19 protein-coding genes are annotated in these 18,912 nt (G+C 71.6%); 5 read left to right on the top strand and 14 right to left on the bottom strand.

The window, feature by feature from the left end; all coding sequences use genetic code 11:
• Positions 1 to 157: 157 nt before the first annotated feature.
• Positions 158 to 1,714 carry a malate dehydrogenase (quinone) gene (gene mqo / locus BLU20_RS07015; protein WP_083372080.1) on the top strand — a complete coding sequence of 519 codons (1,557 nt, stop codon included), beginning with the start codon at positions 158 to 160 and terminating at the stop codon, positions 1,712 to 1,714.
• A gap of 27 nt (positions 1,715 to 1,741) precedes the next feature.
• Here the strand turns inward: mqo and BLU20_RS07010 are convergent, their stop codons facing one another.
• Both BLU20_RS07010 and BLU20_RS07005 read right to left on the bottom strand, forming a co-directional pair.
• Positions 1,742 to 2,737 carry an MBL fold metallo-hydrolase gene (locus BLU20_RS07010; RefSeq protein ID WP_083372079.1) on the bottom strand — a complete coding sequence of 332 codons (996 nt, stop codon included), beginning with the start codon at positions 2,735 to 2,737 and terminating at the stop codon, positions 1,742 to 1,744.
• Positions 2,734 to 3,219, bottom strand: coding sequence for a heme-degrading domain-containing protein (locus tag BLU20_RS07005; protein ID WP_083372078.1), 486 nt, complete (start codon positions 3,217 to 3,219; stop codon positions 2,734 to 2,736). The genes BLU20_RS07010 and BLU20_RS07005 overlap by 4 nt, the downstream gene beginning before the upstream one ends.
• Before the next feature lie 54 nt (positions 3,220 to 3,273).
• Here BLU20_RS07005 and BLU20_RS07000 point away from each other — a divergent pair, with 54 nt between their 5' ends.
• Both BLU20_RS07000 and BLU20_RS06995 read left to right on the top strand, forming a co-directional pair.
• A complete protein-coding gene (locus BLU20_RS07000; RefSeq protein ID WP_083372077.1) occupies positions 3,274 to 3,492 on the top strand; it encodes an SCO4848 family membrane protein in 219 nt (72 codons plus the stop codon).
• 9 nt (positions 3,493 to 3,501) lie between these two features.
• A complete protein-coding gene (locus BLU20_RS06995; RefSeq protein WP_083372076.1) occupies positions 3,502 to 4,530 on the top strand; it encodes an aldo/keto reductase in 1,029 nt (342 codons plus the stop codon).
• A gap of 10 nt (positions 4,531 to 4,540) precedes the next feature.
• On the opposite strand, the gene BLU20_RS06990 is transcribed toward BLU20_RS06995, so the two are convergent.
• From BLU20_RS06990 to BLU20_RS06975, 4 genes are read right to left on the bottom strand one after another with little or no spacing between them, the layout of a single operon-like run.
• Positions 4,541 to 5,371: a siderophore-interacting protein gene (locus BLU20_RS06990; RefSeq protein ID WP_083372075.1), complete on the bottom strand. Its 831-nt coding sequence runs from the start codon at positions 5,369 to 5,371 to the stop codon at positions 4,541 to 4,543.
• On the bottom strand, positions 5,371 to 5,949 hold the full coding sequence (locus BLU20_RS06985) for an ECF transporter S component (RefSeq protein WP_083372074.1): 579 nt from the start codon (positions 5,947 to 5,949) through the stop codon (positions 5,371 to 5,373). The genes BLU20_RS06990 and BLU20_RS06985 overlap by 1 nt, the downstream gene beginning before the upstream one ends.
• A gap of 28 nt (positions 5,950 to 5,977) precedes the next feature.
• Positions 5,978 to 6,817 carry an energy-coupling factor transporter transmembrane component T gene (locus BLU20_RS06980; RefSeq protein ID WP_083372073.1) on the bottom strand — a complete coding sequence of 280 codons (840 nt, stop codon included), beginning with the start codon at positions 6,815 to 6,817 and terminating at the stop codon, positions 5,978 to 5,980.
• Positions 6,814 to 8,601 carry an ABC transporter ATP-binding protein gene (locus BLU20_RS06975; protein ID WP_231959133.1) on the bottom strand — a complete coding sequence of 596 codons (1,788 nt, stop codon included), beginning with the start codon at positions 8,599 to 8,601 and terminating at the stop codon, positions 6,814 to 6,816. The genes BLU20_RS06980 and BLU20_RS06975 overlap by 4 nt, the downstream gene beginning before the upstream one ends.
• A gap of 331 nt (positions 8,602 to 8,932) precedes the next feature.
• Between BLU20_RS06975 and gdhA the strand changes: the two genes are divergently transcribed.
• Positions 8,933 to 10,282, top strand: coding sequence for an NADP-specific glutamate dehydrogenase (gene gdhA, locus BLU20_RS06970; RefSeq protein WP_083372072.1), 1,350 nt, complete (start codon positions 8,933 to 8,935; stop codon positions 10,280 to 10,282).
• Positions 10,283 to 10,295: 13 nt separating this feature from the next.
• On the opposite strand, the gene BLU20_RS06965 is transcribed toward gdhA, so the two are convergent.
• The 3 genes from BLU20_RS06965 to BLU20_RS06955 are packed head-to-tail and all read right to left on the bottom strand — an operon-like array spanning position 10,296 to position 12,581.
• Complete coding sequence (locus BLU20_RS06965) at positions 10,296 to 11,159, bottom strand: 5-oxoprolinase subunit C family protein (RefSeq protein WP_083372071.1); 864 nt, start codon at positions 11,157 to 11,159, stop codon at positions 10,296 to 10,298.
• A complete protein-coding gene (locus tag BLU20_RS06960; protein WP_083372070.1) occupies positions 11,156 to 11,776 on the bottom strand; it encodes a 5-oxoprolinase subunit B family protein in 621 nt (206 codons plus the stop codon). The genes BLU20_RS06965 and BLU20_RS06960 overlap by 4 nt, the downstream gene beginning before the upstream one ends.
• 31 nt (positions 11,777 to 11,807) lie before the next feature.
• Positions 11,808 to 12,581 carry a LamB/YcsF family protein gene (locus tag BLU20_RS06955; protein WP_157270364.1) on the bottom strand — a complete coding sequence of 258 codons (774 nt, stop codon included), beginning with the start codon at positions 12,579 to 12,581 and terminating at the stop codon, positions 11,808 to 11,810.
• 85 nt (positions 12,582 to 12,666) lie between these two features.
• Here BLU20_RS06955 and lpdA point away from each other — a divergent pair, with 85 nt between their 5' ends.
• Positions 12,667 to 14,070, top strand: a complete 1,404-nt coding sequence (gene lpdA, locus BLU20_RS06950; protein WP_083372069.1) for a dihydrolipoyl dehydrogenase — start codon at positions 12,667 to 12,669, stop codon at positions 14,068 to 14,070.
• Positions 14,071 to 14,212: 142 nt separating this feature from the next.
• Here lpdA and BLU20_RS06945 read toward each other — a convergent pair whose 3' ends face one another.
• The 5 genes from BLU20_RS06945 to BLU20_RS06925 all read right to left on the bottom strand — a co-directional run bounded on the left by BLU20_RS06945 (position 14,213) and on the right by BLU20_RS06925 (position 18,852).
• On the bottom strand, positions 14,213 to 15,022 hold the full coding sequence (locus tag BLU20_RS06945) for an ABC transporter ATP-binding protein (protein WP_083372068.1): 810 nt from the start codon (positions 15,020 to 15,022) through the stop codon (positions 14,213 to 14,215).
• A complete protein-coding gene (locus tag BLU20_RS06940) occupies positions 15,019 to 16,080 on the bottom strand; it encodes a FecCD family ABC transporter permease (RefSeq protein WP_157270362.1) in 1,062 nt (353 codons plus the stop codon). The genes BLU20_RS06945 and BLU20_RS06940 overlap by 4 nt, the downstream gene beginning before the upstream one ends.
• Positions 16,077 to 17,120: a FecCD family ABC transporter permease gene (locus BLU20_RS06935; protein ID WP_083372066.1), complete on the bottom strand. Its 1,044-nt coding sequence runs from the start codon at positions 17,118 to 17,120 to the stop codon at positions 16,077 to 16,079. Before BLU20_RS06935 ends, BLU20_RS06940 begins: the two co-directional genes overlap by 4 nt.
• The gene (locus BLU20_RS06930; protein ID WP_029253797.1) at positions 17,117 to 18,145 is read right to left on the bottom strand and encodes an iron-siderophore ABC transporter substrate-binding protein; all 1,029 of its coding nucleotides are present in this window, start codon (positions 18,143 to 18,145) and stop codon (positions 17,117 to 17,119) included. Before BLU20_RS06930 ends, BLU20_RS06935 begins: the two co-directional genes overlap by 4 nt.
• 122 nt (positions 18,146 to 18,267) lie before the next feature.
• Positions 18,268 to 18,852, bottom strand: coding sequence for a YdeI/OmpD-associated family protein (locus tag BLU20_RS06925; RefSeq protein WP_083372065.1), 585 nt, complete (start codon positions 18,850 to 18,852; stop codon positions 18,268 to 18,270).
• Between the last annotated feature and the right edge of the window lie 60 nt (positions 18,853 to 18,912).

The following is an 18,912-nucleotide window of genomic DNA, read 5'->3' as shown; positions in this document are numbered from 1 at the left end:
GGCGGGCAGAACTCGTCCGCCTCCGACCTCCTTCCGGCACGCCCTGCCGGACGTGACGCATCGCACACGGCGCCGGACGATCACGGCACGAGCGCAGGGCGCGCGCCTGACCTGCACAGACACGGCGTCAGATCCCGGGATGTGACCCGAGCGCGTGATGCGCATCACAAAAGTGCAGACCTTCACAAGGGTTACCCTCGTCCCTATGTCTTCTGCCGCGAACCACGAGAACGTCGACGTCGCACTCGTCGGCGGTGGCATCATGTCCGCCACTCTTGCCGCGATGCTCACCGAGCTCGAGCCCACCTGGAAGATCGCGATCTTCGAGAAGCTGGACGACGTCGCGCTGGAGTCCTCGAACCCGTGGAACAACGCGGGCACGGGGCACGCGGCGCTCTGCGAGCTGAACTACACGCCCGAGATGCCCGACGGCACGATCAACACCGACAAGGCTGTCGCGATCAACGAGCAGTTCCAGGCCTCGCGCGAGTTCTGGCACCACCTCTCCGCGGCCGGCCACCTCGACCCGAGCCAGTCGTTCATCTCCCGCACGCCGCACATGACGTTCGTCCGCGGCGCGGAGAACGTCGACTACCTGCGTCGTCGCCACGCCGCTCTCAGCGCCCACCCGCTGTTCAGCGACCTGGAGTTCAGCGACGACCCCGAGGTCATCCGCTCGTGGACCCCCTTGCTCGTCGAGGGCCGCGACCCCGAGGTACCCGTCGCGGCGACGCGTGCCGAGTCCGGCACCGACGTCGACTTCGGCGCACTCACCCGCGGACTCGTCGACCACGCGACCGCGCACACGGCAGACCTGCACCTGCAGCACGAGGTCACCGACCTGTCCAAGCGTGCGGACGGCTCGTGGCGCCTGCGCGTCCGCGACGTCTCGTGGAACGCCAGCCGCCACCAGCGGACCGTGAACGCCCGCTTCGTCTTCGTCGGCGCCGGCGGCGGGGCGCTCCCGCTGCTGCAGAAGTCCGGGATCCCCGAGATCAAGGGCTACGGCGGCTTCCCGATCTCCGGCGAGTTCCTGCGCACCAGCAACCCGGAGATCGTCGCGAAGCACCAGGCGAAGGTCTACGGAAAGGCGGACGTGGGCTCGCCGCCGATGTCCGTCCCGCACCTCGACACGCGCGTGGTCGACGGCCGGTCGTACCTGATGTTCGGCCCCTACGCGGGCTTCTCGCCGAAGTACCTCAAGCGCGGCCGCATGACCGACATGGTCACCTCGATCAAGGCGCACAACCTCGGCGCGATGATCGGCGCGGGACTCAAGAACATCCCGCTCACGCGATACCTGCTGGAGCAGCTCGCAGCTCGCCCCGAGACCAAGTTCAGCGCACTGCAGGCCTTCTACCCGGAGGCTCACCCGAAGGACTGGGAGCGCATCACCGCTGGCCAGCGCGTCCAGGTCATCAAGACGGACCCTGACAAGGGCGGCACGCTGGAGTTCGGCACCGAGGTCATCACCGCCGCCGACGGCTCGATCGCGGGTCTGCTCGGCGCCTCCCCCGGGGCGTCGACCGCGGTCTCGGCGATGGTCTCCGTCCTCGAGCGCTGCTTCCCCTCCGAGTTCGAGCAGTGGCGCGGGTCGCTGGCGCACATGGTGCCGAGCCTCGGCCTCGCGCCGTGGGCCGCCGAGGACGAGGCGGACCAGCTGGCCGCACAGCAGACCGGTCCTGGTGCCGACGAGGTCTCGGCCACCGTCTGAGTCTCCGTCCGCGGCGTCCGGGGTCACCTACACCTGGGCGCCGCGGACGTGCTGCATCATCATCGCGGTCTGGGCGATCGCGGACGCACGGCGAAAGCCTGCGAGCCGCTCCCACCCACCGGTCCACGTCAGTCGTCCCGCGACGTCCCACGCCGTCCTGACCCCGGCCGCGAGTGCCCGCTCGACCTCGTCGAGGCGCTGCCGCTGGTGCGCGGCGAGCTCGGCGCACCGCTGCGCCACCCCGACGAACTGGTATCCGTGCCCTGGGCACACCTCGTCCTCGTCCCAGACAGCGACCCGGTCCAGGGACGCAAGGTAGTCCGCGAGCGGGTTGCTCGCCGTCTGGCCACCGAGCCCGAGGCCAGGGTTGATGACGGGGAGTACGTGGTCTCCGGTCAGCAGCACCTTCTCCTCGCTCTCGCGCAGGCAGACGTGCCCGCCGGTGTGTCCCGGCGTCCAGACGACCTCGACCCGGCGACCCGGGATGTCGAGCCGGTCGCCGTCCTCGAGCTCCCGGTCGACGTCGATCCAGGGGGCCGTGCCGCTCACCTGGTGCGCGGCCTCCAGGTCCGCCCGGTGCTCGTCGGGCACGCCCCAGGCGGGGTCGATCGATCCGACGATCCCGCGCCGTCCGGACCGGAGTGCCTCCATCCCGGCGACCTCTGCGCGGTGCACGGCGACGACGGCGCCCGACGCGTCCGCGAGGCGGGTCGCCTGCCCGAGGTGGTCCGGGTGCATGTGCGTGCAGGTCACCGACGCGACGTCGTCGACCGACCTCCCAAGACGGGCGATACCCGCGACCAGCCGGTCCCATCCGTCGTCCGACGCCGTGCCCGGGTCCACCACGTGCACTCCCCCGCCGTCGTCCGTCAGCGCGTAGGCGAGGCTGTAGGGCAGCCGGGCCCCTGGCATCGGCACGGGAATCGACCACAGCCCCTCGCGGACCTCGCACGGCTCGGGAAGGCGTCCTGCGCGGGCGTCGGCGTACTGCGCCGGCACCGTCGGGGTGAGCGGACGGCTCACGCGTCGGCCGACATGGCCCGGAACCTGGTGAGCGCCTCCACGACGAGCGCGTGGTCGTCCTGCTGCGTGAGGCCCGAGACCGACAGCACGCCGACGATGTCGACGCCGTCGACGCGGACCGGGAACGCACCGCCGGCGGCGGCGTACTCCTGGAACGGAAGCTGATGCTGCTCGCTGAACGTCTGGCCGCGCAGACGCGCGCGGAGGCCGAGCAGGTACGACGACGCGCCGAACCTCTCGACGACACGCACCTTGCGCTCGACCCAGGAGTCGTTGTCCGGGGTGGAGCCGGGCAGTGCGGCGTGGAACATCTGCTGCCGCCCCCGCCGGACGTCGACGACGATCGGGAGGCCGCGGTCACGCGCGATCTCGGCGACGAGGCACCCGAGGTTCCATGCGTCGTCGTACGTGAACGAGGTCAGGACGAGGTCCCACTCCTGCTGCTCGACGTCGGCGATCAGAGCGGCGAGGTCTTCTGTCATGCACTCATCCTCACATGTGCCCCTCGGACCCTGGCGACGCGGGATACTGGTGCCGTGGAACTCCCCCTGATCTGGTCCGTCCTTCTCGTCGTCACCGGTGCGTGGAACCTGCTGATCTGGCCGCGCTTCTGGCAGCGCATCGCCAAGGACCCTCGGTCGCGCGACGCGAGTGGACGCGCGACGCGCTTCCTCACGGTCCACGCCGTGCTGATCGGCGTCTCGCTCGTCCTCGGACTCGCCGTCGGCGTGCTCGGGGTCCTGACCCTGGTCTAGCGTCGGGGCATGACGCTTCCCCTCCGACGGGCCGGCCGCTCCGGCCTCGACCTCCCGGCGATCTCGCTGGGCCTCTGGCAGAACTTCGGCGAGACCACGGCGCGTGCGGATCGACGGCGGGTGCTGCTGCACGCCGTCGAGCGCGGTGTCGTCCACCTCGACCTCGCCAACAACTACGGGCCGCCGCCGTTCGCGGCCGAGGAGTTCGTCGGCGACGTCCTGCGGTCGGAGCTCCGCGGGCGTCGGGACGAGATCGTGCTGACGACCAAGGCGGGATATCACGCCTGGCCGGGCCGCTACGGCAACGGCGGTTCCCGCAAGTACCTCCTCGCGTCCCTGGACCGCTCGCTCCGCGCCCTCGGCACCGACTCGGTCGACGTGTTCTACAGCCACCGGTTCGACCCGAGCACACCGCTGACCGAGACGATCGGCGCGCTTGCCCACGCCGTGCGGACAGGGCGTGCGCGGTATGCGGGGATCTCCTCGTACTCGGCGCGGCGGACCCGGGAGGCGTTGGCCGTGGCGGACGACCTCGGCCTGCCGCTCACCCTCCACCAGTCCTCGTACTCCGTCCTCAACCGCTGGATCGAGGAGCCGGACGACGAGGGCGACTCGGTGCTCGACGTCGCGGAGCGGCGCGGGATGGGCCTGGTGGCCTTCTCTCCCCTCGCGCAGGGGATGCTCACGACCAAGTATCTGGACGGCGTACCGGCGGACTCTCGTGCAGCGACCGGCGTCTCGCTGCGGCCCGAGTACCTCTCGGAGGCGAACCTCACCCGGATCCGGGCGCTGCACGCCGTTGCGCGGGAGAGCGGCACGAGCCTGCCCCGGCTCGCCCTGCGGTGGGTGCTCCGCGACCCGCGGGTGACCACGGTCCTGGTCGGTGCGCGGACCGTGGACCAGCTCGACGACAGTCTGGCGGCCCTGGACGATCCCCCGGTCTCCGCGGCCGAGCTGGACGCGATCGAGGCAGCCGTCGACAGCGTCGAGGGTGACCCGGGCATCAACCTCTGGGCGTCACGCTCGAGCGACCTCTAGCGTCGCGAGCTCAGGCCGCGGCGTGCCCGTGGCGCCAGTACCCGACGAAGTCCACGTGGTTCTTCGGCACCCCGCGCTCGGTCACGAGGTGTCGTCGGGCGCCCGTCGCGAGGGCCGACTCGCCGCACGTGTAGGCGTACACCGTCCCGGCGGGAAGCTCCGCGGCGTGCAGGGCAGCGAGCACCGCCCGCCCCGGGACCCCGTCGTCCGCCTGGTGCCCGGCCTCGTCCCGCACGACCCAGCGCAGCTCGACCCCGGGAGGCACGGGAAACTCCTGGGCGTCCGCCGCGGTCGGGATCTCCGCCAGGACGAGGCCCCGCGCGTCCTCGGGCAGCGACGCACAGATGCCGGCGACCGCGGGCAGGCCCGTCTCGTCCGCCACCACAAGGGTCCAGTCGTGCTCGTGCTCGGGGTAGTACGAGATCCCCTGGTCGAGGATCCCGACCTGGTCGCCCGGCGCGGCGGTCAGGGCGAACGTCGCGGCCGGACCGCTCGTCCCGTCGGCGTCGACGTGCACGACGAAGTCGACGTCGAGCTCGCGCTCCTCGGGGCGTGCCGCCCGCACGGTGTAGGCACGGACGTGCGGGCGCTGCGCCTTGGGCGTGGTCAGGTACTGGGCGTACCAGAGCGCCGACGTCCGGGTCGGCAGCCGCAGCGAGTCCTGGCCCTCACGGGGCAGGAAGAGGCGGAACCACTGGTCACGCCCCAACGCGGTGAGCTGTCCCAGACCGTCGCCTCCAAGTGTCACCCGGACGATGCTCGGGGAGATCCGCGCCGTACGGACCACCTCGACGATGAGAACCTGCGGGTCGACGGGCTTCGTCGCGCGCGCCCGCCCCATCAGACGTCCGCCCGGGCCGTGTCGGCCGTGGCCGCCGTCCGCCGTGGTGCGAGGCCGCGTGCGACACCGGTGTCCGCGAGCCGGGCCGCGAGCCGCAGGCCGGCCCAGACCGCAGCCCAGGCGCTGACCATCATCAGCGTGCAGAAGAGCACCTGCGTCCAGGTCGAGGTGGTCTCCATCTCGTAGAACGTGAAGGCGGTGTAGAGGTAGTACAGCTGGAACGCGGTGGCGGTGGCGTAGAAGATCCAGGGCTTCCAGACCTTGTAGAACGTGATCAGGAACCCGAGCTCGAGCGCTGCTCCGACCATCAGCGTGGTGACGATGGCGCTCGGCCCGGCGGGGCTCGCCATCGAGATGACGCCCGAGACGCCGCTCGTCAGGAGGGCTGCACCGGGCCGACGGACCAGTGCGAGCGCCGTCACCGGCCCGACCAGCCAGAACCCCACGATCACGGCGACGAGCATCGGGGCCGTGGCCGTGAAAGCGAAGGCGAGGAAGTTCACGGGGATCAGCAGGACGCCGGCCGCCGCGCCGATCGCGGCGCAGGTCATCAGGTAGCGGGTGGTGACGGACTTCATCGGTTCTCCAGGAGGTGGGTCGGACGTCTCAGACGCCGGCGGCGAGGACGAGGGCGGCGACGCACGCCGCCCAAAAGCTGAGGACGAGGACCGTGTCGCGCAGCCTCCACGGATGCGTGGTGCGCTCGGTCCGCGTGCTGTGTGCGCCGAACGCCCGTGCGTCCATCGCGTACGAGACGCGCTCGGCGTGGCGGATCCCGCCGGCGAGGAGCGGGACGGCGTAGCCCGCCTGGCGCCGCGTGGCCGCGACCGGACCTCGACCGCGCGCCACCCCGCGGACACGGTGCGCACTGCGGATCACCTCGAGCTCGTGCCCGAACCGGGGCACGAACCGGACCGCGGCGAGCGCCGCGTACCCGAGCCGGTACGGGATCCGCAGGTGCTGGATGCTCGCCCGGACGACGTCGGGGCCGGTCGTCGCGAGGGCACCGAGCAGGGCGAGGAGCATCAGGTCGACGACGCGCAGACCCGTCAGCAGACCGATCTCCAGCTGACCTGCGTGGTAGGCCCACGGGCCCGCCTGCACCAGCACCGGTGTCGAGGCGACGGCGGCCGCGTCCACCCAGAACCCGAAGCTGACGGTGACGATCCCTGCCGTCAGGGGCGCACCGAGCAGGACGGCCGCGCTCATCCGAGGCCCCGGCAGCGTGCCGGCCACCACGAGGACCGCCGTCGCGACCCCGATCGCGGCGAGCACCCGCAGGTCGGCGACGAAGAACACGACGACCATCAGCGGAAACGGCCCCGCGAGCGAGACGAGCGGGTTGGCCGTCCGCAGAAGTGCACGCCTCGGCGCGGACGCGCGGGCGGGTGCGGCGACGACGGCGTGCTCGGCGACGACGGGAGCCTGGACGGTGGCGGCGCTCATGCGGAGATCTCCACGGTCTGCGGTGCGGTGGGTGAGGACAGCGGGACGTCGGCGAGTCGGGTGACGGTGTTCCACGGGGCGGGCAGGTGCGACGTCGCGCGCGCCAGATGCGGTGCGCGCAGGTGGCACCGGCGCATCAGCGGCTGGTCGCTCAGCACCAGACCGGGCGGTCCGTCGGCCTCGATCCGCCCGTCGGCGAGGGCGATGACACGCGTGGCATGGTCGGCGACGACCTGCATGTCGTGGGTGACGAGGACGACGGTCGTCCCCTCGGAGTGCAGGGCGTCCAGGAGGCCGAGCAGCTCGGCCGCGCGCTCGCGGTCCTGCCCGTAGGTCGGCTCGTCGAGGACGAGCACCTCGGGTCGGCAGATCATCGCGGTGCCCACCGAGAGTCGTCGCTTCTGGCCGCCGGAGAGCAGGAACGGGTGCCGGGCCGCGAGGTCCGTCAGACCGAAACGCTCGAGCATCTCCTCGACCCGGACCTCGGACTCGTCCGGAGCGATGCCCCGGACGGTCAGGCCGTGCCGCAGCTCTGCGCGGACGCTCCCCGTGACGAACTGGTGCTCGGGGTTCTGAAAGACGTACCCGACGCGCGAGGCCAGGTCGGCCACGTCGGCACGGGCGGGGTCGAGCCCCGCGATGCGGACCGTGCGTCGAGGCGGACGGGTGACCCCGGCGACCGCCTTGAGCAGTGTCGTCTTCCCCGCCCCGTTTGCGCCGACGACTGCGAGCAGCTCTCCCGCCGTCACGCGGAACGAGACGTCGTCGACAATCGTGCGGCGTCGGGCGCGGACGGTCAGGCCGTCCACGTCGATGACCGTCGCACCGGGAGCGACCGACCGCGCGGCGTCGACCCGCGGCTCGGGGAGCCGGCCCGCGGCGGAGCGGGAGGAAAGCAGCGTCGCCAGCTCGTCCGGGGTGACCGGGAGATTTCCCTGCCGGTCGCGCAGTCCCAGCCGCACCGCGGCCAGCGTGGCCACCGGGAGCCATACCCCGAGCGCGACGAGCTCATCGATGTGCTCGCTCAGCACAGTGCGCAACGGGCCGGAGACCACCTGACGCCCGGACCCGTCGAGGACGACGACCCGGTCGACCAGGTCGGCCGCCGCGTCGAGGTCGTGCTCGACGAGAAGAACACCGTGGCGGCCCGACGCGGCGATCTCGCGGACGACGTCGTAGACCTCTTCCTTGCCGGCGGGATCGAGGTTGGCGGTCGGCTCGTCGAGGACCAGGAGCGGCGACCCGAGCGCGAGCGCGCAGGCGATCGCCAGACGCTGACGGCCGCCACCGGACAGTCGCTCGGGGGCCTCGGCCCGCCGCTCCCAGAGCCCAACCTGTCGCAGCGCGAGCTCGGCCCGCCGCTCGATCTCCGCGACGGGGAGCAGGAGGTTTTCCGGACCGAAACAGACCTCGTCGAGGACCGACCCGGTCACGACCTGCGCGTCGGGGTCCTGGAAGACGGTCGCCACCGCGGAGCTGAGCGTGGGCACCTCGTGCGTGCGGGTGTCGCGGCCACCGACCTGGACGGTGCCGTCCATCCGGGCCGGGACGACGTGCGGGACCAGGCCGTTGGCCGCGAGCGCAAGCGTCGACTTGCCGCTGCCCGAGGGGCCGAGGAGAAGCACCACCTCACCGACGTCGACGCGCAGGCTGACACCATCGGGAGTGGCACGCGGCGACACCTCGACCGTCTCACCGTCCTCCAGGACGTGGCGAACCGCGACGTCGCGCATGTCGAGCAGCGCGGCGAGGTCGGAGGCGGGTCGCCCGTCGGATGCGGTCACGAGAATAGGTTAGGCGAACCTCACAGATAGTGGAACCCTGGGACCACATCTCGGTCAGGATGCCGCAGCAGTCAGGGGCGATGACAGGGAGGCGACCCTCGTCGACCACCTCGAGCGCGGTCAGAGAGGTGCGAACTCACCGCGCCACCCCGGGCCCTCATAGACTTCTGCTTTGCGAAACCCTGACACATCTCCCTTCTTTTCGTTTTTCCTGTCATAGGTTCTACCGTGAGTACCCTCAACGGGACCCGCCGCCACTCGTGCCCGGTCACCACGACTCACTGAACGACGTCCCGCACCCCACGACCGTCAGATCCGCACGAGGAGTCCCATGCCACAGCTGCACGCCGCCCTGCAGGAGACGTACGACGCCGTCGTCGACCGCAACCCCGGCGAGCTCGAGTTCCTCCAGGCGGCCCGTGAGGTCTTCGAGACCCTCGGACCGGTCGTGGCCAAGCACCCGGAGTACACGGAGGCCAACGTGATCGCCCGCCTCTGCGAGCCCGAGCGCCAGATCATCTTCCGGGTGCCGTGGGTGGACGACGCCGGCGTCGTCCACATCAACCGTGGCTTCCGCGTCGAGTTCAACTCGGCACTCGGACCGTTCAAGGGTGGGCTGCGGTTTCACCCCTCGGTCTATCTCGGCATCGTCAAGTTCCTCGGGTTCGAGCAGATCTTCAAGAACGCTCTGACCGGCCTGCCGATCGGCGGCGGCAAGGGAGGGAGCGACTTCGACCCCAAGGGCCGTTCCGACGCCGAGATCATGCGCTTCTGCCAGTCGTTCATGGCCGAGCTCTACCGTCACATCGGTGAACACACCGACATCCCGGCCGGCGACATCGGCGTGGGCGGCCGCGAGATCGGGTACCTGTTCGGGTACTACAAGCGGATCACCAACCGCTACGAGTCGGGCGTCCTCACGGGCAAGGGCCTGACGTGGGGCGGCTCCCAGGTCCGCACCGAGGCCACCGGCTACGGGGCGGTGATCTTCACCCGCGAGATGCTGCGTGCCCGTGGCGAGGACCTGGAGGGGAAGCGCGTCGTCGTCTCCGGGTCCGGCAACGTCGCCACGTTCGCGATCGAGAAGGTCCACCAGCTCGGCGGGACGGTCGTCGCCTGCTCGGACTCAGGCGGCTACGTCGTCGACGAGAAGGGCATCGACCTCGACCTCCTCAAGGACGTCAAGGGTGTGCGCCGCGCACGGCTCTCGGCCTACGCCGAGGAGCGGGGCTCCGACGTCACGCACGTCTCCGGCGGGTCCGTCTGGGACGTGGCGTGCGACATCGCCCTGCCGAGCGCCACGCAGAACGAGCTCGACGGCGCGGCGGCCGCGAGGCTCGTCGCGAACGGGTGCACCGCCGTCGCCGAGGGTGCCAACATGCCCTGCACGCCGGAGGCGGTCCGGGCGTTCTCCGAGGCAGGCGTCGCGTTCGGCCCGGGCAAGGCCGCCAACGCGGGCGGTGTGGCGACCAGTGCGCTCGAGATGCAGCAGAACGCGAGTCGGGACTCGTGGACGTTCGAGTACACCGAGGAACGCCTCACGAGCATCATGACGGACATCCACGGGCGCTGCCTCGAGGCTGCCGAGACCTACGGTTCCCCCGGCAACTACGTCGTCGGAGCCAACATCGCCGGCTTCACCCGGGTCGCGGACGCGATGCTCGCCCAGGGCGTCGTCTGACCGGTCCGCCCGGTCACGGGCCGACGGCCCGGACGAACCGGGCGGTGGAGCCCGGGACAGCCTGCGCCGCCGCTCCGACCCCCTCCGCCGTCACGACCCCGATCACCGGGTACCCGCCGGTCACCGGATGGTCGGCGAGAAAGACGACCGGCTGACCGTCCGGCGGGACCTGGACCGCCCCGAGCACCATCCCCTCGCTGGGCAGCTCGGCCCCGCCACGCCGTTCGAGCGGCGCCCCCTGGAGCCGCAGCCCCACACGGTTGGAGGCCGACCCGACCACGTACGTCGCGGCCCACAGGGCGCGGCGCGCCCCGGCGGTGAACCAGTCGGCGCGAGGGCCGAGCACGAGCGGGAGCGTGATCTCGTCCGGTACGTCGCGGGCGGCCAGGGGCCCGGGCCACCCGCCGTCCGTCGCGGGCTCCGCACCGACGTCGTACCGCTCACCGTCCCGCAAGGGCTCCGGGCCCACGGAACCCAGGACGTCGCGCGAGCGCGATCCCAACACGGGCGCCGCGTCAACTCCCCCGCGCACGGCCACGTAGCTCCGCACGCCACGGGCCGCGGGCCCCACGTCGAGCACCTGCCCCGCACGGACGAGCACCGGTGCACCCCAGGCGACGGGACGCCCGTCGACACGCACGGCGCAGTGCGCGCCGGCGACAGCCACGACCATCGGCTCGACCGCCCGCAGGCCCACCCCGCTCAGGGTCGTCTCCAGGACGGCCGCGCCGTCGTCGTTGCCCACCGCGCGGTTCGCGAGAGTCAGCGCGTCGAGGTCGAGCGCCCCCGACCGCGCGATCCCGAGGTGCGCGTACCCCGGGCGTCCGCGGTCCTGCACGGTCGCCAGCGCACCGGCCCGCACGACGACGAAGCTCATCGGACCTCCCGGAACCTGACCTGTGCTCCGGGGACCAGCAGCGCCGGGGGCGTCCGGGCGACGTCCCAGAGCGTGACGCCGACCGCGGTGCCGACGATCTGCCACCCGCCCGGCGACGCCCGCGGGTAGACCCCCGTGAACTCGCCCGCCAGGGCCACCGACCCCGCCGGCACCTCGGTCCGTGGCGAGGCCCTGCGCGGGACCGAGCGGTCCGGCGGAAGGCCGGTCAGGTAGCCGAACCCCGGCGCAAACCCCCCGAAGGCGACGCGATAGGTCGGTTCCTGATGGAGCCGCGCGACGTCCGCGACGTCGACACCCCAGGCCGCCGCGACGTCGCCGACGTCCGGCCCGTCGTAGCGCACCGGGATCTCGACGACGGGACCGGACGCCTCCCCAACGTCCGGGACCGACCACGAGGGGATCTCCCGTGCGTGCCGCTCCCGATCGGCGAGCCCGTCGAGGAGCACGGTCCGTGCGGCCGGGACGACGTCCACGGCCGTCAGACGGCCGGTCTCGACCCGGCGCAGGACCTCGGCGTGCAGGGCCTCGGCCCGCGCGACGGTGTCGACCTCGACGAGGAGCGCGTCGGTCCCGACCCGGTGCACGTGCACGGTCATGCCTTCCGCTCGCGCAGGGCACGAGGACCAGTCATGCGAAGGCTCGCAGCGCGACGCCGTCCGCCTCGAGCGCCTCGCGCAGACGGACGGCACGATCGACGGCCCCCGGCGAGTCCCCGTGCACACAGAGCGACCGGGCGTCCACGCGGACGGGAGTCCCGTCCGCGGCGGGGACGGGCTGCCCCGTGGCCAACGCGACGGTCCGGGCGACGATCATCTTCTCGTCGGTGAGCAGAGCTCCCGCCTCCGAGCGCGGGACCAGCGTGCCGTCGGCGCGGTAGCCGCGGTCGGTGAAGCCCTCGGGCACGGACTCGTGCCCGGCGCGTTCGGCCGCCACCAGCAGGGCCGACCCGGGCTGGCCGAGAACCGGGAGCGGTCCGCCGCCTCCCGCCAGCCCCACGCCCTCGACGACGGCCACCGCCTGCTCGACGTCCCACGCCGCCCGGTTGTAGAGCGCGCCGTGCGGCTTGACGTAGGCGACGCGCGCACCGGCGGCGCGCGCGAAGACGTTGAGCGCCCCGATCTGGTAGGCGACCTCCGCCGCGAGGTCGCCCGCCGGGACATCCATCGACCGGCGACCGAACCCCGCCAGGTCCCGGTACGCCACGTGTGCCCCGATGCTCACCCCGCGCTCGACCGCGAGGTCGCAGACCCGCCGCATCGTCGGGGCGTCACCTGCATGGAAACCACAGGCGACGTTCGCGCTCGTCACCACGTCCAGCAGCGCGGCGTCGTCGGTCAGGGTCCACCGGCCGAACCCCTCGGCGAGGTCGGCATTGAGGTCCATCGTCGTCGTCACAGCCATCGCCCCCAACGTACCGGGTGTTCGTCTGCTCACGTCGCGCGCCCAAGTGCGCGCCGACCGCCCCGGGGCAACTAAGGTGGTGGACATGGCTGAGAACCACTATGACGTCGTCCTCCTCGGTGCCGGTCCCGGCGGGTACGTGGCTGCGATCCGCGCCGCACAGCTCGGACTCTCCGTGGCCGTGATCGAGGAGAAGTACTGGGGCGGTGTCTGCCTCAACGTGGGCTGCATCCCGTCGAAGGCGCTGCTGCGCAACGCAGAGCTCGCGCACATCTTCACGCACCAGGCGAAGACCTTCGGTATCAGCGGGGAGGCGACGTTCGACTACGGCGCAGCCTTCGACCGCAGCCGCCAGGTCGCCGACGGGCGCGTCAAGGGCGTGCACTTCCTGATGAAGAAGAACAAGATCACCGAGTACGACGGCCGCGGGACGTTCGTCGACGCGAAGACGATCGAGGTCCAGGGCTCCGACGGCTCCACGCAGACCGTCACGGGTGAGAACGTCATCATCGCCACCGGCTCGAAGGTCCGCCTGCTGCCCGGCGTGCAGCTCTCCGAGAACGTCGTGACCTACGAGAAGCAGATCCTCGAGCGCGAGCTGCCCAAGAAGATGGCGATCGTCGGTGCCGGTGCCATCGGCATGGAGTTCGCCTACGTCATGCGCAACTACGGCGTCGAGGTGACGATCATCGAGTTCCTCGACCGCGCACTGCCGAACGAGGACCCGGACGTCTCCAAGGAGATCGCCAAGCAGTACAAGAAGATCGGTATCCCGATCCTCACCTCGACCAAGGTCGAGACCGTGACCGACAACGGCTCGTCCGTCACCGTCGAGTACACCGCCAAGGACGGTTCGAAGTCCTCCCTCGAGGTCGACCGCGTCCTCATGTCCGTCGGGTTCGCCCCGAACGTCGAGAACTTCGGCCTGGAAAAGACCGGAGTCCAGCTCACCGAGCGCGGCGCCATCGAGATCGACGAGCGCATGCGCACCAACGTCGACGGCGTCTACGCGATCGGCGACGTGACCGCCAAACTCATGCTGGCTCACGTCGCGGAGGCACAGGGCGTCGTCGCCGCCGAGACCATCGCCGGCGCGGAGACGCAGGAGCTCGGCGACTACCGGATGATGCCGCGGGCCACGTTCTGCCAGCCGCAGGTCGCCAGCTTCGGCCTCACCGAGCAGCAGGCCAAGGACGAGGGCCACGAGATCAAGGTCTCGAACTTCCCGTTCATGGCGAACGGCAAGGCGCACGGACTCGGCGAGCCGACCGGGTTCGTCAAGCTGATCGCCGACGCCGAGTTCGGCGAGCTCCTCGGCGGGCACATGATCGGCCCGGACGTCTCCGAGCTGCTCCCGGAGCTGACGCTCGCGCAGAAGTGGGACCTCACCTCGGCCGAGCTCGCCCGCAACGTGCACACCCACCCGACGCTGTCGGAGGCGCTGCAGGAGGGCTTCCACGGCCTCGAGGGGCACATGATCAACCTCTGATCGCTGGCGACGCTCGCGCGTCTCCGAAAGAAGCCCGGCTCAGCAGCATCGCTGCTGAGCCGGGCTTCTTGGTGTCGGCCGTGCGACGAGTTCGCCCGCGCGGGCAGGCACTCAGCCGAGCCGTCCACGCCCGCACGGACAACTAGATCCTGGCGACCGCGTGATGCCGACCGACGGGCAGCATCAGCGGTGTGCCGGACGTGGGGTCGACGATCACCCTGCTCTCGAGGTCGAAGACCGCTCGGACGGTCTCCTCGGTGAGCACGTCGCCAGGCGCGCCGGCCGCATGGACGCGACCGTCGGCGAGCGCGATGAGGTGGTCGGCGTACCGGGCGGCCAGGTTCAGGTCGTGCAGCACCATGACGACCGTCGTCCCTCGGGCGGCGTTGAGGTCGGCGAGCAGGTCGAGCACCTCGACCTGGTGGGCGACGTCGAGAAACGTCGTCGGCTCGTCGAGGAGGAGCAGGTCCGTCTGCTGGGCGAGCACCATGGCGATCCACACCCGTTGCCGCTGCCCGCCCGAGAGCTCGTCCACGGGTCGGTCGGCGAGCTCGGCGGTACCGGTGGCGTCCAGCGCCGCGGCGACCGCGACGTCGTCGTCGTGCGACCACCGGCTCAGGATCCTCTGGTGCGGGTGCCGTCCGCGCCCGACGAGGTCGGCCACGGCGATCCCCTCGGGCGCCACCGGCGACTGCGGGAGGAGACCGAGAGTACGGGCCAGCTGCTTGGCGGGCATGCGGTGGACGTCCTTGCCGTCGAGCAGGACCTGACCCGCACGCGGGGCGAGGAGTCTCGACATCGACCGCAGGAGCGTCGACTTGCCGCAGGCGTTCGCACCGACGATCGCCGTGATCCGGCCGGGTGGGACGTCCACCTGCAAGTCGGTGACGACGGTGCGGTCCCCGTAGCCGAGGGTGAGGTGGTCGACGGTGAGCTGGTGGTCGGTGGTCACAGCGACCCTCCCGATCGGTGGGTGCGGACGATGAGGTAGACGAGGTAGGGGGCACCGAGGACACCCGTGACGACACCGACGGGGCACCGGGTGTCGAAGGCGAACTGACCGACCAGGTCGGCGGCGACGACGAGCAGTGCGCCCACGAGCGCGGCGGGCAGCAACAACGACCCGCCGGACCCGACGATCCGCGCCGCGATGGGCCCCGCCAAGAAGGCGACGAACGCGATGGGCCCGGTGGCAGCCGTCGCGAAGGCGACGAGTCCGACCGCCGCGACCACGAGCAGGAGCCGGGTGGCTCCCACCCGAACACCGAGGGCGGCCGCCGTGTCGTCCCCGAGCTGGAGCGCGGCGAGGTTCCGTGCCTGCGCGAGCAGGAGCGGGCCCAGCACGGCCAGGGCGACCAGCAGCGGGAGGATCTGACCCCACCGGGCACCGTTGAGGCTGCCCGCGAGCCATCGCATCGCGTCCTGGAGGTCCCACTCGGATGCGCGCGAGAGCACGTAGGAGGTCACCGAGTCGAGCATGGCGGCGACCCCGATCCCGACGAGGATCAGGCGTGTGCCCGCGACGCCTCCCCGCGTGGCCGAGAGCCCGTAGACCGCGAGCGCCACACCGAGCCCGCCGACGACGGCGAGGATCGAGACCTGCGTCGAACCGAGGCCGAGGACGACGATCCCGATCACGGCGGCGGCGGACGCGCCGGAGCTGATCCCGATGATGTCCGGGCTCGCGAGGGGGTTGCGGAGCATGGTCTGGAAGGTCACGCCGGCGAGCCCGAAGGCGAATCCCGCCAGGACGCCGAGCACCGCTCGCGGCAACCGCAGGGTGCCGACCGTGAACGAGGCACCCGGCACGTCCTGGCCGACGAGCACCCGGACGACCTCCGACGGCGTGTAGAAGGTGTTGCCGACCGTGAGGGTCGTGGCGAACGCGAGGACGAGCAGCGCCACGAGCACCAGGAGCACCGTGCGACGTCGTGCGGCGCGGCGGGCCCGGCCTCGCGCGACGTCCGGGCCGCTCGCCGTGGTGGGCGGTGCGGTGAGTGTGGTGGTCACAGGGCGCGCACCTTCTGCCGGCGGACGATCGCGATGAACACGGGGGCACCGATCAGTGCGGTGATGATTCCGACGTCGATCTCGGCGGGGCGGGCGACGACCCGTCCGACGACGTCGGCGAGCGTGAGCAGGACCGCACCGGTGAGCGCGGAGTACGGCAGCAACCATCGGTGGTCGGGTCCGATCAGCATGCGGCACGCGTGCGGGACGACGAGCCCGACGAAGCCGATCGGTCCCGTCACCGCGGTCGCCGCGCCGCAGAGGACCGTGGCACCGAGCGCCGCGGAGCCCCGGGCCACGGCGACACGCTCCCCAAGACCTGCGGCGAGGTCGTCCCCGAGCGCCAACGAGTTGAGCGCCTGAGCACTGAGCAGGCACAGGAGGAACCCGGCGACGAGGAACGGCAGGACGGTCGAGACGGACTCGGCGGTCCCACCCCCGACGCCCCCGATCTGCCACGACCGCACTCCCCCGGCGATGTCGTTGCGTCCGAGGACGACCGCGCTGACGAACGAGGCGAGCGCGGCCGAGACGGCGGCACCGGCGAGCGCCAGCTTGAGAGGCGTCGCCCCGCCGCGTCCGGCGGACCCGATGGCGTAGACGACGACGGCGGTCACGCACGCCCCGGCGATCGCCCACCAGATGTACCCGGTGGCGGTGCTGAGCCCGAAGTATGCGATCCCCGTGACGACCGCCAGCGACGCGCCCATGTTGACACCGAGGATGCCCGGGTCGGCCAACGGGTTGCGGGTCACGCCCTGCATCACGGCGCCGGAGACCCCGAGCGCGGCACCGGCGAGCACGGCGAGGAAGGTGCGTGGGATCCGCTTGGCGACGGCTCCACGGTCGAACCCGTCGCTGGCCCCGCCGAGCGCCGCCCAGACGTCCTGCCACGCGACATCGCGAGAGCCGACCGTCACCGAGAGGACGACGACGGCGACGACGAGCGCCCCGAGCCCGAGAAGGCCCGCAGCACGACGAGCCCTCGGGCGTCGCAGCGCGGCGACGCCCGAGGGCTGCTGGAGGACGGTGGCGGTCACTCGCCCTTGTCGACGGCGTCCGCGATCAGCCCGGCGTAGTCGTCAAGCACCCAGGAGATCGCCAGGGGCGTCGGGTTCGCGGCGGTGCCGAGCGGCTGGTCGCCGGGCAGGTCCACGATCGCGCCGTTCTCGACGGCGGGGATCTGGGACAGGAGCGGGTCAGACTCGAGCGCGTCCCGCAGCTCCTCGCCGCCGTAGGTGACGATCACGTCGACGTCGTCGAACATGTCGGCCTGCTCGGCGCTGATGGTGACCGAGTAGGAGTCGGTGTCGGCCGAGGCCTCCTCGATGCTCGCCGGGATCTCCATGCCGAGATCCTCGAAGAACTGGACGCGCGTGTCGTTCGCGGAGTAGAAGCTGACCTGGCTCAGGTCGCTCGGGTCGACATGGGTGAGGAACATCCCTGTCGCACCCTCGATCTGCGGGTACTCGGCGACGACGTCGGCGATCTGCTGCTCGAGGTCCGCGACAAGCTCGTCGCCCTCCTCCGCCATGCCGAGGCCGGCGGCGTTGACCTCGATCATCTCCCGCCAGGGCGTCGACCAGGGGGCCTCGGGGTAGGCGACGACCGGTGCGATCTCGGAGAGCGTGTCGTAGTCCTCCTGCGTCAGCCCCGAGTACGCGGCCAGGATCACGTCAGGCTGGCTGTCGGCGACGGCCTCGAAGTCGATGCCGTCCGTCTCGTCGAAGAGCACCGGCGTCTCGGCGTCGAGGTCGGCGAGCGCCTCCTCGGCCCACGGGTGCACCCCGTTCGCGTCGTCGTCACCGAACGTCGAGGCCGCCATGCCGACCGGCACGACACCGAGGGCGAGCGGCACCTCGTGGTTGGCCCAGGCCACGGTGGCGACGCGCTCGGGTTCGGTCTCGATCGTCGTCGTCCCGAAGGCGTGCTCGACCGTCACCGGCTCCCACGTGTTCGAGGCGGCCTCGGTCTCGCCCGCGGGCTCGTCGGAGGCGCACGAGGCGAGGCCCAGGGAGAGAAGAGCGGCGACCGGGACGGCGGCGAGCCGGGAGATGCGGGACATGGGGTCCTTCCGGGTGACGGACGGCGCGCAGCAGGTGCACGCCCCCTCAGGTGAGGTTTACCTTGCCAAGGTAAGGCACGCCTCACTCACAAATCCACCTCGGAACGCACACGTGAGACATGTCACGCGTCCGGCTGCTGCGCCCGCTCTGCCAGTCGCGCCACCTGCACACGGATCCTCGCCGCGCGAAGGTCGTCCGTCGACGCCGACACCACGGGGTGCAGCACGCTGTAGCGCTCCTGCCGATTGAGCCGCCCGAACGCAGCTGCCGCACCGGGCGAGTCCTTCAGTGCCGCCTCGAGATCGGCGGGCACCTCGATCGTCGCCGAACCCGGGTAGGCACGATCCCACCGGCCGTCCGCACGCGCCCGGTCCACCTCGCCGGTCCCCCGCGCGCGCATCCGCCCCTCGGAGACGAGCCGCGCGACGTGCTCGACGTTGCGCGCCGACCACATGCTCGCCCGACGTCGCGGGGTGAACCGCTGAAGGAACGTCGCCGCGTCACGGCTCCGCTTCTGCCCGTCGATCCACCCGCTGCACAGTGCCTCGTCGAGCGCCTCGGCGTAGGTCAGACGCGTGGGGTCGACCGTGCCCTTCTTCGCCAGGACAAGCCAGACACCGTCGTGCGAGTCTTCGTTCACGTCGAGCCAACCTCGCCATGCCGCCACATCGTCCACGAGCAGCTCGGGCACATCCGTCGTCACCATAGGGGCACGGTAGCCGCAGCACTGCGCCGGTTGAGCCCGACCCACGCCGGTTGAGCCCGT

This window comes from Paraoerskovia marina (genome assembly GCF_900105445.1).
Classification (GTDB): Bacteria; Actinomycetota; Actinomycetes; order Actinomycetales; family Cellulomonadaceae; genus Paraoerskovia; species Paraoerskovia marina.
This window is presented reverse-complemented; position numbering and strand designations above follow the sequence as displayed.

Excerpts from the sequence above, each read along its gene's own strand:
- BLU20_RS06990 (WP_083372075.1), bottom strand. The coding sequence starts at position 5,371 with ATGGGGCGGGCGCGCGCGACGAAGCCCGTCGACCCGCAGGTTCTCATC.
- BLU20_RS06985 (WP_083372074.1), bottom strand. The coding sequence starts at position 5,949 with ATGAAGTCCGTCACCACCCGCTACCTGATGACCTGCGCCGCGATCGGC.
- BLU20_RS06960 (WP_083372070.1), bottom strand. The coding sequence starts at position 11,776 with ATGACCGTGCACGTGCACCGGGTCGGGACCGACGCGCTCCTCGTCGAG.
- BLU20_RS07005 (WP_083372078.1), bottom strand. The coding sequence starts at position 3,219 with ATGACAGAAGACCTCGCCGCTCTGATCGCCGACGTCGAGCAGCAGGAG.
- BLU20_RS06965 (WP_083372071.1), bottom strand. The coding sequence starts at position 11,159 with ATGAGCTTCGTCGTCGTGCGGGCCGGTGCGCTGGCGACCGTGCAGGAC.
- mqo (WP_083372080.1), top strand. The coding sequence starts at position 158 with ATGCGCATCACAAAAGTGCAGACCTTCACAAGGGTTACCCTCGTCCCT.
- BLU20_RS06955 (WP_157270364.1), bottom strand. The coding sequence starts at position 12,581 with ATGGCTGTGACGACGACGATGGACCTCAATGCCGACCTCGCCGAGGGG.
- BLU20_RS06995 (WP_083372076.1), top strand. The coding sequence starts at position 3,502 with ATGACGCTTCCCCTCCGACGGGCCGGCCGCTCCGGCCTCGACCTCCCG.
- gdhA (WP_083372072.1), top strand. The coding sequence starts at position 8,933 with ATGCCACAGCTGCACGCCGCCCTGCAGGAGACGTACGACGCCGTCGTC.
- BLU20_RS06930 (WP_029253797.1), bottom strand. The coding sequence starts at position 18,145 with ATGTCCCGCATCTCCCGGCTCGCCGCCGTCCCGGTCGCCGCTCTTCTC.
- lpdA (WP_083372069.1), top strand. The coding sequence starts at position 12,667 with ATGGCTGAGAACCACTATGACGTCGTCCTCCTCGGTGCCGGTCCCGGC.
- BLU20_RS06925 (WP_083372065.1), bottom strand. The coding sequence starts at position 18,852 with ATGGTGACGACGGATGTGCCCGAGCTGCTCGTGGACGATGTGGCGGCA.
- BLU20_RS06980 (WP_083372073.1), bottom strand. The coding sequence starts at position 6,817 with ATGAGCGCCGCCACCGTCCAGGCTCCCGTCGTCGCCGAGCACGCCGTC.